12 protein-coding genes are annotated in these 13,951 nt (G+C 66.7%); 1 reads left to right on the forward strand and 11 read right to left on the reverse strand.

Annotated elements, in window-relative coordinates; genetic code table 11:
• From def to VGL40_01885, 11 genes are all read right to left on the reverse strand, one after another.
• Window positions 1-440: peptide deformylase (gene def, locus VGL40_01835; protein ID HEY3314011.1), on the reverse strand; the 440-nt coding region annotated here is incomplete at its 3' end.
• An 83-nt stretch (window positions 441-523) separates the two neighbouring features.
• Complete coding sequence (priA, locus tag VGL40_01840) at window positions 524-2,995, reverse strand: primosomal protein N' (protein ID HEY3314012.1); 2,472 nt, start codon at window positions 2,993-2,995, stop codon at window positions 524-526.
• A 97-nt stretch (window positions 2,996-3,092) separates the two neighbouring features.
• Entirely contained in the window at window positions 3,093-3,299 is a 207-nt protein-coding gene (gene rpoZ, locus VGL40_01845) for a DNA-directed RNA polymerase subunit omega (GenBank protein ID HEY3314013.1), read from the reverse strand.
• A complete protein-coding gene (gmk, locus tag VGL40_01850; GenBank protein HEY3314014.1) occupies window positions 3,280-3,939 on the reverse strand; it encodes a guanylate kinase in 660 nt (219 codons plus the stop codon). The genes rpoZ and gmk overlap by 20 nt, the downstream gene beginning before the upstream one ends.
• A 21-nt stretch (window positions 3,940-3,960) precedes the next feature.
• Window positions 3,961-4,251, reverse strand: coding sequence for a DUF370 domain-containing protein (locus tag VGL40_01855; protein ID HEY3314015.1), 291 nt, complete (start codon window positions 4,249-4,251; stop codon window positions 3,961-3,963).
• A gap of 9 nt (window positions 4,252-4,260) precedes the next feature.
• On the reverse strand, window positions 4,261-4,578 hold the full coding sequence (gene mihF / locus VGL40_01860) for an integration host factor, actinobacterial type (protein HEY3314016.1): 318 nt from the start codon (window positions 4,576-4,578) through the stop codon (window positions 4,261-4,263).
• An 11-nt stretch (window positions 4,579-4,589) separates the two neighbouring features.
• The gene (locus VGL40_01865) at window positions 4,590-5,468 is read right to left on the reverse strand and encodes a YicC/YloC family endoribonuclease (GenBank protein ID HEY3314017.1); all 879 of its coding nucleotides are present in this window, start codon (window positions 5,466-5,468) and stop codon (window positions 4,590-4,592) included.
• Window positions 5,469-5,683: 215 nt separating this feature from the next.
• Complete coding sequence (gene dinB, locus VGL40_01870; protein HEY3314018.1) at window positions 5,684-6,763, reverse strand: DNA polymerase IV; 1,080 nt, start codon at window positions 6,761-6,763, stop codon at window positions 5,684-5,686.
• A gap of 226 nt (window positions 6,764-6,989) precedes the next feature.
• Complete coding sequence (locus tag VGL40_01875; protein ID HEY3314019.1) at window positions 6,990-8,162, reverse strand: LL-diaminopimelate aminotransferase; 1,173 nt, start codon at window positions 8,160-8,162, stop codon at window positions 6,990-6,992.
• Between the two features lie 97 nt (window positions 8,163-8,259).
• Window positions 8,260-9,105 carry a diaminopimelate epimerase gene (gene dapF / locus VGL40_01880; protein ID HEY3314020.1) on the reverse strand — a complete coding sequence of 282 codons (846 nt, stop codon included), beginning with the start codon at window positions 9,103-9,105 and terminating at the stop codon, window positions 8,260-8,262.
• An 83-nt stretch (window positions 9,106-9,188) separates the two neighbouring features.
• Window positions 9,189-11,984, reverse strand: a complete 2,796-nt coding sequence (locus VGL40_01885) for a cation-translocating P-type ATPase (GenBank protein ID HEY3314021.1) — start codon at window positions 11,982-11,984, stop codon at window positions 9,189-9,191.
• Window positions 11,985-12,297: 313 nt separating this feature from the next.
• Here VGL40_01885 and VGL40_01890 point away from each other — a divergent pair.
• A partial coding sequence (locus VGL40_01890; protein HEY3314022.1) for an NFACT RNA binding domain-containing protein occupies window positions 12,298-13,951 on the forward strand: 1,654 nt, incomplete at its 3' end.

Consider the following 13,951-nt stretch of genomic DNA (forward strand, 5'->3'; position numbering starts at 1 on the left):
ATCGAGGTGGCCTTGTCGATGAAGAGGATCCCGTCGAGGTGGTCGATCTCGTGTTGGAGGCAGCGGGCCAGGATCCCCTCTCCCTCGATCCACTTCCGGTGGCCGCTGCCGTCGAGTGCCTCGACCTTGACCTTCTCGGCCCGGGGCACCTCGCCGGACATGCCCGGCAGGCTCAGACACCCCTCCACGGCCGTGGCCGTCCCTTCGGCCTGGACGATCCTCGGGTTGACCAATTCGATCAACCCGTCGCCCACGTCGATGACCACCATCGCCTTATCCAGGCCGATCTGGGGAGCGGCGAGGCCGATCCCCTTGGCCGCGTAGAGGGTCTCGCTCATCTGGTCGAGGACCTTCCGGACCGCGGCGTTGACCCTCCGGACCGGTTTGGCCTTCTCGCGTAGGACGGGATCATCGAACTTACGGATCTCAGCTTCGGCCATCGGGGGCACGTTCTCCCTTCACCTTGGCACGGATTGTCGACCCGGTGGATCGGCGATTTTCAGTGGGTCAAAGGGATTGGCGCTCACAGAAGGTCTTGGGGGTCGATGTCAACGGTCACTCGGAGTTCGCCCGCCCCCCGGCGGTGACGGGCCTCATCCTGGGCCGTCCGGAGGAGGGCCTCAAGGTCGGCCCCGGGGCCGCTCTTCAATAGGATCTGCCAGCGAAAACGCCCACGAAGGCGGGCGAAGGGGGCCGGCGCCGGACCGAGGACCTCGGTCGCCTCGCCGGCCGCCGCCTTGACCCTATCGGCCAGGTCCTGGGCCGCATCGATGACGGGCTGCTCCCTGACCCCGCTGACGATGATCACGCCGAGGCGGGTGAAGGGCGGGTAGCCGAGGCCCCTGCGGACCTCGAGCTCGGCCGCGTAGAAGGCCTCGAAATCCTGCTCCTTGGCCCGGAGTAGGCTGTAGTGTTCGGGCTGGTAGGTCTGGAAGACGACCTCACCCGGGTCGCCCCGGCCGGCCCGCCCGGCGACTTGGGTCAAGAGCTGGAAGGTCCGCTCGGCCGCCCGGAAGTCGGGCAGGTTCAAGGCGGTGTCGGCGGCGACCGCCCCGACCAGGGTCACCCTTGGGAAGTCGAGGCCCTTGGCGACCATCTGCGTACCGACCAGGACATCTACTTCGCCATCCCGGAACGAGCGGAGGATGGCCGCATGGGCCCCCTTGCGGGTCACCGCATCAGCGTCCAGCCTGGCCACACGGGCCGTCGGGAAGAGCTTCTTGACCTCGTCGGCGATCCGCTCCGTGCCGGCCCCGAAGTAACGGATGTACGAGCTCCCGCAACGCGGGCAGACGTCGGGCACCGGACGGACAAAATCGCAGTAGTGGCAGCGGAGCTCCGGGCCGGCCGGTCCGGTGCTGTGGAGGGTCAGAGCGACGTCGCAATTGGGGCAACGCGCGGAGTAGCCGCAGGACCGGCAGAGGACGAAGGTCGAGAACCCGCGCCGATTCAAGAAGAGGATGGTCTGTTCCCGGCGGGCCAACCGCTCGGCCAGCTTCTCCCGGAGGGTGAGGGATAGCACGCTCTTGTTGCCGGCGGCCAGCTCGGCCCGCATGTCGACGAGGCTCACCCCCGGTAGCGGTCGGCCGCCGATCCTCGTCGTCAGCCGAAGCAGCCGATACCGGGGGGCTGGCCCGGCGGCCGCGAAGTAGCTCTCCAGGGACGGCGTCGCGCTGCCCAGGAGGAGGACCGCGCCGTGCTCCTCGGCCCGGTGCTCGGCCACCCCCCTGGCACTGTAGCGAGGGTCGTCTTCCTGCTTGTAACTGCCCTCGTGTTCCTCGTCCAGAACGATCAGGCCGAGCTCGCGGAAGGGCGCGAACACCGCTGAACGAGCGCCGACGGCCACTCTTACCTTGCCGCCGTATATCCGCCGCCATTCGTCGTACCGTTCGCCGTTCGACAGCCGGCTATGGAGCACGGCCACGTCGTCGCCGAAGCGGGCCCGGAAGCCGACCACCGCCTGGGGCGTTAAGGCGATCTCCGGCACAAGGTAGATGGCTGAGCGCCCGCCGGCCAGGGCGGCTTCGACCGCCCGCAGGTAGACCTCGGTCTTGCCGCTCCCGGTCACCCCGTGCAGCAGGAAGCGCTCCGACCGGCGATTCCGGATCGCCTCAGCGATTGATTTTATCACAGTTCCCTGGGCTTGAGTAGGGACCACCGAGGCCGCCGCTTGGTCGGTCCAGGCGACCTCCGGACCGCGCCGCCGCTCGCACCGTTCGACCCTGAGGAGCCCCTTGGCGACCAGGGAGGCCAGGACCGCAGGGCCGACCCCGGCCATCGTCTTGATCTCCGCGGCGCTGCTCGGGAGACCCCGGTCAGCCAGTGTCTTGAGGACCCGCGCCTGCTTCGGCGCCCGGCGGAGGGTCGCCTCAGCCGCCTGGACGGCTTCGCCCTCGCTGACGGCCAGAGCGTAGAGAGTCTCCAGAAGGGGACCGACGCCCTTGCGCCAGACTGATTCCTTCAAGACCGTGCCCTGTCCGCTCAGGAGCTTGACGATGGCCGTGGGGTCCTTCACCCCGGCCGCCTCACCCAGCCGCTCGATGGTCATGGGTCCTTCGGCCACAAGGGCTCTGATCACCCTGGATTGACCGGGGGCCCTGGCTTCGACGGCGTCGGCCCGCGCCGACGCGGTCGTCTCGTCCACCGCCAGCTGGATCACGCTTTCGACTCTGGTCCGCGGTCCCGGGGGCATGATCACGTGGAGGGCGTCGGGGTAGGAGCACAGGTAGCGCTGGGCAAGCCAATCGATGAGGCGGCGCATCTCCTCGGTCAGGGGTGGGTAGGCGTCATCGACGGCGATGACCTCACGGACCTCGCTGACGGCTGGAGTCGTTGGGCGGGCGAAGACGAACCCCATGGCCCGCCGCCCCCGAAAGGGCACGCGAACGCAGACCCCGACCACCGCCGCCTCGTCCAGCGAGGGTGGGACGGCATAGTCGAAGAGTCCCTCACCCGCCGGGACCGGTACATCCACCAGGACGGTCGCGTAGCCCATCAGTTCAACACCCATCGGACGATGATAAAAGGAAAACCCCGAAGAGAGCCTTCGGGTGTTCCATGTGTGCGAGACCTTGGGTCCAAGACGATGCTGGCTACTTGACGCCGGCCTTCGTCCGCTCGAAGCCGATCCGGCCGGCCGCTATCTCGGCGAGGGCGATGGACACTGGCTTGGTCGCCGGAGTCTCGACGAGGCGCGGCTTCCCGCTCATCAGGTCCCGGCCGCGCTTGGCCGCCGCCACCACCAATGTGTACTTGCTGTCCATTCTCTTTACGAGTTGGTCAAGAGACGGTTGGGTCATCTGGTCCTTGGAAACCTCCCTGTTTCAGGAACGACCGGAGCTCGTCTGGGGATCGAGAAAGGCGTGACCTCTCGGCGATGACGATGGCCTCTAAGGTCCTCAGGGCCCTTTTGAAGTCGTCGTTGAGCACCAAGTACTGATACCAGCCCGCAGCGAGAATCTCGCGGGCGGCGGCCGCCAGACGTCCCTCGATCGTCTCGCGGCTATCAGTACCCCGTGACTCCAGGCGACGACGAAGCTCTTCGGGACTTGGCGGTAGGATGAACACCGTGACGGCATCCGGGCACCGATCGACGATCTGACGGGCGCCCCTGGTGTCAATGTCACACACGATGCCCTTGCCTTGCCTCAACGCCTCCATGACCTGACTCTTGAGCGACCCGTAGTGATGCCCGTAGACGCTCGCCCATTCGAGGAACTCGTCTCGGGCGACCCGGTCGACGAAGTCCTGTTCCTTGATGAAGTGGTAGTCGACCCCGTCTTGCTCTCCCGCTCGGGGAGGGCGCGTCGTGACCGACACTGAAAACTGCAGATCCGGGATCAGTCTCCGGAGGGCCTCGACCAGCCTGCTCTTCCCCGCCCCGGACGGACCCGACACGACTAACAGTAACCCCTTCTGGCCAACCCTGAAATCCTTCATCCCCACAGACCCGACAAGCGACTACTCGACCAGGGTGTCGTCGGCGGCAGCATCGGCCTCGGAACCCGCATCGCGGCTCGAAAGTCGGTTGGCCACCGTCTCGGGTTGCACGGCAGAGAGGATGATATGGTCGGAATCGGTGATGACCACAGCCCTCGTTCGCCGACCGTAGGTGGCATCAATCAGCATTCCCCGGTCCCTGGCCTCCTGGATGATCCGCTTAATCGGGGCCGATTCGGGGCTGACGATGGCCACGATCCGATTAGCCGAGACGATGTTCCCGAAGCCGATGTTGATCAGCTTGATCTCCATTACCAACTCTTACCCCCTGGTTCCCAGTCGCTCCAGCAGAGCCTCCCGTTGCCTCTTGCCCAAACCCTGGACCCGCCGGGCCTCGTCGATGCCGATCTCTTCCATGATCTTGCGGGCCGTGGTCTTTCCGACCCTGGGCAGAGAAGCCAGAAGGTAAGCCACCCGCATCTTGCCGAGGACCTCGTCGTTCTTCGCGTCCAGCACTTGCTTAAGGGACATAGAGCCCTTCTTCAGCCGCTCGCGAATCCCCTTCCGCCGGCTGCGCATGTCCTGAGCCTTTTGCAGAGCCTTCTTCTTCTGCTCGAGGGTCAGCTTCGGTAACGCCATTTTTCCACCTCCTATTCGATGTTCTGGACTTGCTCCCGGATCTTCTCCAACTCGCTCTTGACCTCGATGACGACCTTGGCTATCTGGCCGTCACTGGCTTTCGAGCCAATGGTGTTGATCTCGCGGTTCATCTCCTGGAGTAGGAAGTCCAGACGGCGCCCAACGGCTTCTGACTGTTCCAGACTCTGCCGCATCTGGGCAAGGTGGCTTCTGAGGCGAACTATCTCCTCAGTGACGTTACTTCGTTCAGCGAAAAGGACGACCTCCGTCGCCAGACGACCCTCGTCGATCTCCACGCCCGGGAGGATCTCCTTGACTCGGTCGGCCAGTCGTCGGCGGTAGTCCTCGACGGTCTGCGGCGCTCTCTCCTCGATGGCCCCGGTGTGGTCTTCGATGCTGGCCAAGCGGCCCACGAGGTCGGCCCGCAGGCGTTCGCCCTCCCGCTCACGCATGGCGAGCATGGCGTCCAGGGCCTGATCGACCGCGGGGGACAGGGACTCCCAGAGTCGTTCGATGTCCTCGGGGACCTCGGTGATGTTGAAGACATCCGGGAGCCGGGCGATCAGGTCCAGCTTGGTTTGGGCTCGCAGCCCCAGTGACTGCCCGAGCTCCCTGAGTTTCTCATAGTACGAGGAGGCCAGCTCCTGGTCAACCTCGACCCGGCGGCGGCGCTCACCGTAGGCCTCCCGGATGACCGTCACATCGACCCGGCCCCGGCTGACCTTGGCCTGCACCAGGTTACGGATCCGTTCCTCCAGCGGGCTCAGGTCTTTCTGCATCCGGATGACGACTTCGGAGAACCGGTGATTGACCGACCGGACCTCCACCACCACTTTGCGCTGACCATTAGCCATCTCCGCCCGACCGTAGCCGGTCATGCTCCGGATCATCTGGTTACCTCTCTTGAGCCCCGCCATATGGTCGCAAAACAGGGGTGGTCCCAGGAAGTACCTCAATTACCAGGGCCGCCCCTACTCAAGCCCTACTATTCGCGTCATGACGGGGTAATCCCTTCTTGGCAGGCAAAAAATTGAGATAGGAGTCCATTTTTGGCTAGTGTCTGCCATTTACGGCTCTACTATCCCTGCCCGGCCAGCCGAGCCCGCTAGAAAGGCAGTCCGACCTGATAGAAGTCACCCGGTCGGAGGAGATTGGAGGCGGCCAGACCGATCAGGCGGACCGGACTGGTCCCCGGAATGGCCCGCTCCGCGAGGCCCGCCGCGGCCTCGGCGAAGACGCCGGCCTCGTCGGTCGGCTCGTGCAGGGTCTGGCTGCGGGTGAGGTTGGTGAAGTCGGCCAGCCGGACCTTGACCGTCACCGTCCGGGCCAGAAAATGCCCCTCCCGCAACCGGTCGGCCACCTCGGCGGCAAAGTCACCGAGGACGGCGAGGAGCCGTTCGCGGTCGCGGACATCGTGAGCAAAGGTTGTCTCGACCCCCACCGACTTCGTCTCTTGCCTGGGCTCGACCGGCCGCTCGTCGATACCCCTGGCCAAGAGGGCGACCTCTTCGGCCCGCCGTCCGAATATCCGGACCATCAGGGCCGGATCCACCCGTCTGAGATCGCCGACGGTGAAGACTCCGATCCGGTGCAATTCTTCCTCGGTCCTCAGGCCGATGCCCCAGAGCTGCCTGACGGGCAGCTCCGGCAGGAGACGCTCGGCCGCCGCCTCGTCCAGGACGACGAAGCCGTCCGGTTTCTTGAGGTCTGATGCCAGTTTGGCCAGGAGCTTGTTCGGGGCGACCCCGACCGAGGCGGTCAGCCCCGTCTCCCGGGCGATCCTGGTCTTGATCTCGGCGGCGATGGCCGTCGCCGTACGACCGCTGAGTCGGCCGGCCCGGGTCACGTCGAGGAAGGCTTCATCTAGCGACAGGGGCTCGACCAGGTCGGTGTAGTTGTGGAAGACCCGTCTGATCTGGCGGGAGAAGGCCACATAGCGGTCGATTCGCGGGCGGACCAGGATGGCCTGGGGGCACAGAGCCAGGGCCTGCCGGGTGGGCATGGCCGAGCGCACCCCGAACCGCCGAGCCTCGTAGGAGGCGGTCGAGACCACCCCCCTGGCCTGAGGGCTCCCCCCGACGATGACCGGGAGGCCCCTGAGAGCGGGGTTGTCCAGCTGTTCGACGGCGGCGAAGAAGGCATCCATGTCCACGTGGATGATGGATCGCCCGGCTCCTTCGTTCATCCCTCTATCTGCCCCTGTTCCTCAGACGGCCCCGGTTCAAACGAACGGACCGCGCCCCTTGCTTCGACCCGGCCCGGCCGACCACCTGCCGATCGGGGGGGTTCCGGGCCCAGCACCCTGTCCGGGTTCGACTCCTCCCGCAATAGCAAGTCGGGCTCCCTTCAGGGGGCCCGACCCGGAGACCAGCCTTTCCAGAGGGTCCGCCCGGACGGTCCGGAGTGACGGCTCAGCGGTACCGGACCCCCGCCTTGGCCAGCCGGTCGACGGCTTCCTTCAACCGCTCCTCGGGCACGGTCAGGGCGACCCTGACGAACCCCTCGCCGTGCGGACCGTAGGCGACCCCTGGCGTGACCACCACGGCGGCCTTCTCCAGGCAGACCCCGGCGAACTCTCCGGAGGTCTGACCTGGCGGGGTCGGAACCCAGACGTAGAAGGTCCCCTTGGGCTTCTCCAGCGGCCAGCCCAGAGAGTTCATCCCGGCGATGAAGACATCCCGGCGGCGGGCATACATCTCGTTCATCTTTACGAAGAAGTCCCGCGGTCGATGGTCGAAACCGGCCACGGCGGCCTCCTGAATGGCCGTGAACTGACCGGAGTCGGTGTTCGTCTTGATGATCCCGAGGGCCCCGATGGCGTCCTGGTTACCGACCATGGCCGCGATCCGCCAGCCGGTCATGTTGAAGGGCTTCGAGAAGCTGTAGAATTCCACCGCCACGTCCTTGGCCCCCTCGACGGACAGGGCGCTGGGGGCCACGAAGTCGTCGTAGGTCATCTCGGCGTAGGCGTTGTCGCTGGCCAAGAGGATGTCGTAGCGGCGGCAGAAGTCCACCGCCCGGCAGAAGAAGTCAAGGTCGGCCACGGCCGACGTGGGGTTGTTCGGGTAGTTGATGAAGAGGATCTTGGCCCTCCTGGCGATCTCGGCCGGGATGGCCTCCAGGTCGGGCAGGAACTTGTTCTTCGGGAGCAGGGGGAGAAGATACGGGTCACCGCCGCACAGGAGGGTATGGGTCCGGTAGACGGGGTAAGCCGGGTCGGGGATCAGGACGACGTCTCCCGGATCGACATAGGCCCAGATGAGATGGGCCAGCCCCTCTTTGGATCCGATCAGGGCCATGACTTCCTTGTCGGGGTCGAGGTCGACGGAGAACCTGCGTCGGTACCAGTCGGCCAGCCCTTCTCGGTAGGCTTTGGAACCCTCGTAGTCCGGGTAGCGGTGGTAGGCCGGCTTCTTGATGGCCCGGCCCATCTCCTCGACGATCCAATCCGGGGTGGGCTGGTCGGGGTCGCCGATGCCCAGGGCGATCACGTCGGCGCCCCGGGCGGTCAGTTCCGCCTTACGCTTGTCCATCTGGGCGAAGATATACGGGGGAATGGTCTCGATCCGCTTGGCCCTTCTCATGGCTTTGGCTGCCTCCCACATGGGGTCGCGTTCAGTCGCGGCCGCCGGTCCTTGATTAGTTATCTTGGGCTGGGCATGGACACCTGTTGGCTCAGGCTCAGTATGGATAGTCGCCGGCGAAGACCTCGACCGTCGGGCCGGTCAGGTAGACGTGGTCGTCGGCGGCCCAGTCGACAAGCAGTTGGCCTCCGTCCACGCGGACGAGGGCCCGACGGGCGGCCAGACCATTCAGGGAACAGGCCACGACCGAGGCCGAGGCCCCGGTCCCGCAGGCCAGGGTGATCCCGGAACCGCGCTCCCAGACCCGCATGATCAACTCATCACCGGTCACGACCTGGACGAACTCGACGTTGGTCCGCCGCGGAAAGAGCGAGTGATTCTCGATCTGCGGGCCGATCCTGGGCAGGTCGATCCCGCTGACCTGATCGACGACGAAGACGGCGTGAGGGTTCCCCATGGAGATGGCGGTGAACTTCATCCGCCGGCCCTCGACCTCGATCTCCTCCCCGATGACCCGCTGGTCGGCAGGTTCCCCGCTCACCGGGATGTCCCGCCGGGCGAGCCGCGGCCGACCCATGTCGACCCGGACGGCGATGGCCCGTCCGTGGTCCTCCTGGATGATCTCAGTCTTGATCAAGCCGGCCCCGGTCTCGATGGTCAATTGCTTGCCGTCGGCCATCTTCCGGTCATGGACATATTTGGAGAAGCCGCGGATGCCATTGCCGCACATCTCACCCTCGGTCCCGTCGGCGTTGAACATCCGCATCCGGAAGTCGGCCTTCTTCGACGGCAGGATGAGGATGATGCCGTCGGCGCCGACCCCGAAGTGTCGGTCGCTCATCCTTTCCGCCAATTCCGGGAGGTCTTCCTCGTCAATCTTGGTCTCGAAGCCGTTGATGAACAGATAATCGTTGCCCGCACCCTGAAGTTTTACGAAGCGCAAGTGTCGCGTCATCCCTTCCTCAGACGAACTCCCTGAGCCCAGCCCAGGGAGACGGTGAGTTTCAAGCTATGACAGCATATTCCCTATTCGTCTTCATTGTCCTCCTTGGGACGGGACACTTCCCGGCCACGCCCGATCTGCATCCATATTCTCTCTTTGCCGTGATAGATAAATACCCGGCGAAGGCTGACGAAGATGTTCGGGCCGCCGGACAAGATCAAGACCCAGAGCCAATCGCCGACGGTCAGGGCGGTGGTCTTGAAGACCGGCTGCATCCCCGGTAGGTAGATCGTCCCGAGCATCATCGCCGTCGACACGGCCACCGCCCCGATGAGCAGAGGGTTGGTGAAGAACCCCAGTTTCAAGAGGGACCGGCGCTCCGATCGGCAGTCGAAGACGTGGATCAACTGACACGAGACCAGGGTGGCGAAGGCCAGGGTCCGGGCGTGCTCGATGGGGGCCCCGACATGCAGGGGGACCCAGAAGCCGATCAGGGTGGCGAGGCCGATCATCAGGCCGCGGACGGAGATCTTGATCGCCAGGCGGCGGGCGAAGACGCTTTCCTGAGGCGGTCGCGGGGGGCGGTCGGCGACGTCCGGTTCCGGCGGTTCGACTCCCAGAGCCATCGCCGGCAGACCGTCCGTGACCAGGTTGACCATGAGGATCTGAATGGGGATGAGCGGCAAAGGCAGGCCGGCCACGGCGGCCAGGAACATGACCAGGATCTCCCCGACATTGCACGACAGCAGGTAGCGGATGAACTTGCGGATGTTGTCATAGATGGCCCGCCCCTCTTCGATGGCGGCCACGATGGTGGCGAAGTTGTCGTCGGCCAGGACCATCGACGAGGCCTCCTTAGTCACGTCGGTCCCACTCAGGCCCATGGCCACACCGATGTCGGCCTCCTTGACCGCCGGGGCGTCGTTGACCCCGTCTCCGGTCATCGCCACGACCTGCCCCTTCTGCTTGAGGGCGCGGACGATCCTCAGCTTGTGGTGGGGAGAGACGCGGGCATAGACCCTGGCCGTCTGAGCGGCGCGAGCCAGCTCGCGGTCGGACATCTTGTCGAGCTCGCGGCCGGTGAGAATGGCCCCGCCCGAGATTGACGTCGTCTCGAGGATCCCGATCTCCTGGGCGATGGCCCTGGCCGTGGCCCAGTGATCGCCGGTGATCATGACCGTCCGGACACCGGCCCGCTGGCAAGTCTGGACCGCCCGGTAGACCTCCTTCCGTGGCGGGTCGATCATCCCGACCAAGCCGATGAAGCATAAGTCCCGCTCCAGTGGGGCGAGGTCCTCGGCCTCGGTCCGTCCGCCCAGGACGGCGGCGGCCCTGGGGTCGCCGGCCGGGATCCGCCTGGCGGCCAGACCCAGCACCCGCAGGGCGTCGCCGGCCATCTCCTCGTTGGCCTTCAGGATCTCGTGGCGGTCGGCCGCGAAGAGCGCCCTCTCCCCCGCCTCGTCGCGGAAGCGGGTGCAGAGGTCGATGACCGTGTCGGCGGCCCCCTTGCAGAGGAGCCAGAGGCCGCCATCCACCCGATGGAAGGTGGTCATCCGGCGACGCTCGGATTCGAAGGGGATCTCCGCCACCCTGGGCCACTCGGCTTCGATCTCTTCGACCAGTAGCCCGGCCTTGGCGGCGGCGACAACCAGGGCGCCCTCGGTCGGGTCGCCCTTGATCCCCCCCGGGGCCAATCTGGCGTCAGCGCAGAGCGCTCCGACGAGGAGGGCCAGGCGCAGAGCCTCGTTGCGCCGCGGGTCCAGAGGCTCCCTACCGTCGCCGTAGAATCGGCCCTTAGGGCTGTAACCGGTCCCACTGACGTAGACTGAGCGGTGGCCGGCGATTATCCGCCTGACCGTCATCTGGTTCTCGGTCAACGTCCCGGTCTTGTCGGAACAGACGACGGTGGCGCAGCCGAGCGTCTCAACCGCCGGGAGCCTGCGGACGATGGCCTGCCGCTTGGACATCCGCTGCACCCCGAGGGCCAGAGCGATGGTGACAATGGCCGGCAGGCCTTCCGGGATGGCCGCCACGGCCAGGCTCACGCCGGCCAGGAACATGCGGTAGATGGATTCGCCGTTCCTGACCCCGACGACCACGACGACCCCGCAGATCACCAGACAGGCGGCGACGATGTACTTTCCCAGCTGCTCCAGGCGTCGCTGGAGAGGCGTCTCCTCCTCCCCCGACTCCTGGATCATCCCGGCGATCAGCCCCATCTCGGTGGACATGCCCGTCTTGACCACCAATCCACGACCGCGCCCGCGGGTGATCACCGAGCCCATGAAGAGCATGCAGCCTTGCTCGCCCAGGGTAGGGCGCTGGTCGGCGGCCACGGCCCGGGGGGTCTTCCTGACCGGATGCGATTCCCCGGTCAGCGCGGCCTCTTCGGCGGCCAGGCTTGATGCCTCAATCAGCCGGAGGTCGGCGGGCACCTGATCGCCGGCTTCGACCATCACGAGGTCCCCGGGAACCAGCGTGGCGGCGTCGACTTCGAACTCGGCCCGGTCCCGGACGACCCGGGCCGTGGGCGCGGTCAATTCGCGGAGGGCGGCCAGCGAGCGTTCGGCTCGGTATTCCTGGACGAAGCCGAGGACGGCGTTGATGATGACGATGGCGATGATGGTCACGGCGTCGCTGATCTCCCCGAGGAGGAAGGAGACCACCGTCGCTCCCAGCAGGACGAGGACCATGAAGTCGCTGAACTGCTCGAGGATGATCGCCAGCGGGGAGACCCCCCCCGCCTCCTTGAGGGTGTTCGGCCCGACCTCGTCGAGGCGACGTTCGGCCTCTCTGGCCGAGAGACCCCGTTCGAGGTCCGTTCGGAGCAGGCCGGCCACCGCGGCCGGCTCCAACGAATAGAGGGGCTCGTCGCTCATCGCCCGCCCACCTTCCCGGGGCTTTGGCTCCCCGCCCCCGGCCGCCAAGGACCAAGGCTGCCTGGTAGCCATCAGGAATAGCTATTCCGGGCGGGAAACGAAAATGCCCTGGAGGGGCCCTGGACTGGACGGGAGGCTTGGCCCCGCGGTCGACGCCGGCCGGGGCCGCCGCAAGCCCTGGTTTGACGCTGGTTCCGGGCGGATGCTATACTTGGGACGCTAATCCGCGGCTCCGCCACGACGCCGCGGCCCGCATCCAGAATAGGGATCGGGCCGGGCGGGCGCCGGGGCCGCCCGGGAGTTGCATGCGACCGTGCCCTATGACACCTTGATGATGGCCGCCGCCGTCCAGGAGCTATCCCGGACCGTGGTCGGCGGGCGGATCCAGAAGATCAGCCAACCCGAACGGCTCGAACTCCTCCTGGCCGTCTATTCCCGCGGGGAAGTCCACCGGGTGGCCATCTCGGCCGACCCGGCCCGGGCCAGGCTCCACCTGACCAAGCGGGAGAAGCCCAACCCGGCCGTGCCGCCCCAATTCTGCCTGATCCTGCGCAAGCGGGTCGAGGGGGCCCGGATCATCTCGGTCGAGCAGGCGGCCTGGGATCGCGTGGCCACCCTGACCCTGGACGCCCGCGACGAACTCGGGGCGCCGAAGACCCTCCGTCTCGTGGTCGAGGTGATGGGCCGTCATAGCAACACCGTCCTGACCGATGATACGGGGATCATCGTCGACGCGTTGAAACGGGTCGGACCCGAAGAAAACCGTTACCGCTCGATCTGGCCGGGGGTGGCCTACGTGCCCCCGCCGGCGGCCGGCGAGATCGACCCCCCGGCCATTGATCACTCGGCCATGGCCGGCCTCTTGGCTTCCGCGCCGGCCGGCGCGCCGGTTTCCGAAGTCCTCCTGAAGAAGGTCCGCGGCCTGGGGCCGGAGCTGGCCCGCGAAATCGCCGCCAGGGCCGGTGCTGATAGCCGGGCCCTGGTGGGGGCATTGGCCGAGGTCACCACCCCGGTCCTCGGGGGGAGTCCCTTCGATCCTCGGGCTTACCTCGACGGCACCGGCTCGGTGGTGGCCTTCTCGGCCGTCCCCCTGACAGCCAGCCGGGTCGGCTTGATCGTTCGAACCTTTGACACCCCCGGCGGACTCCTCGACTTCGTCTACGGGCGGGCCGAGGAGGTCGCCCGCTTCCAGCGGTCGCGGGAGAACCTCCAGCGGGTGGCTGAGAACGCCCTGGCCCGGGTGGCCCGGCGGGCCGAGGCCCAGCGGCGTGAACTCACCGAGGCCAGCGACTACGAACGCTACCGCCGCTACGGCGACCTGATCAAGGCCAACCTCCACCGCATCCCCCCGCGGTCGGCCGAACTAGAGGCCATCGACTACGCCGACGAGGACCAGCCAACGGTGATCGTCCCCCTCGACCCGACGCGGCCGCCGATGGACGTGGCCCAGCGCTACTTCCGGCTCTACTCACGGGGCAAGAGGACGGTCGCCGCGGCCGGCCCGCGGCTGGCCGCCACCGAGGCTGAGTGGCGCTACCTGGACGCCGTCTCCTCGAGCCTGACCGTCCTGGATACGAAAGGCGGCCCGTCCACCGAGGACCGGGCCGCCCTGGCCGAGATCAAAGCCGAACTTGCCGGCGCCGGCTACCTCAAGCCCGATCCCCCGGCCGGGCCGCGGGCCAAGAAGCCTGGGAAAAAGCCGGCTAAAGGCCGGCGTCCGAGCGGCGAGGGCGGCGCCGAGCCGGCTTCCACTCCCCACCGCTTCCTGACGACCACCGGGAAGGAGATTCTGGTCGGGCGGAACAACCGCCAGAATGACCTGTTGACCCTCCGCCTGGCCCGCCCGGACGACCTCTGGCTTCACGTCAAAGACATCCCGGGCTCTCACGTCATCCTTCGCCTCGCCCCGGGGGAGGAGGCCAAACCAGAAGAAATCACCGAGGCCGCCCTCTTGGCGGCCTGGTTCA

The sequence above is a fragment of the Bacillota bacterium genome (assembly GCA_036504675.1).
GTDB lineage: Bacteria > Bacillota > Sulfobacillia > JAJYWN01 > JAJZPE01 > DASXUT01.

Bases quoted from the DNA above. Each gene is read 5' to 3' on its own strand.
- VGL40_01875 (HEY3314019.1), bottom strand. From the start codon at position 8,162: ATGAGAAGGGCCAAGCGGATCGAGACCATTCCCCCGTATATCTTCGCC.
- priA (HEY3314012.1), bottom strand. From the start codon at position 2,995: ATGGGCTACGCGACCGTCCTGGTGGATGTACCGGTCCCGGCGGGTGAG.
- mihF (HEY3314016.1), bottom strand. From the start codon at position 4,578: ATGGCGTTACCGAAGCTGACCCTCGAGCAGAAGAAGAAGGCTCTGCAA.
- VGL40_01865 (HEY3314017.1), bottom strand. From the start codon at position 5,468: ATGATCCGGAGCATGACCGGCTACGGTCGGGCGGAGATGGCTAATGGT.
- gmk (HEY3314014.1), bottom strand. From the start codon at position 3,939: ATGAAGGATTTCAGGGTTGGCCAGAAGGGGTTACTGTTAGTCGTGTCG.
- VGL40_01855 (HEY3314015.1), bottom strand. From the start codon at position 4,251: ATGGAGATCAAGCTGATCAACATCGGCTTCGGGAACATCGTCTCGGCT.
- VGL40_01885 (HEY3314021.1), bottom strand. From the start codon at position 11,984: ATGAGCGACGAGCCCCTCTATTCGTTGGAGCCGGCCGCGGTGGCCGGC.
- rpoZ (HEY3314013.1), bottom strand. From the start codon at position 3,299: ATGACCCAACCGTCTCTTGACCAACTCGTAAAGAGAATGGACAGCAAG.
- dinB (HEY3314018.1), bottom strand. From the start codon at position 6,763: ATGAACGAAGGAGCCGGGCGATCCATCATCCACGTGGACATGGATGCC.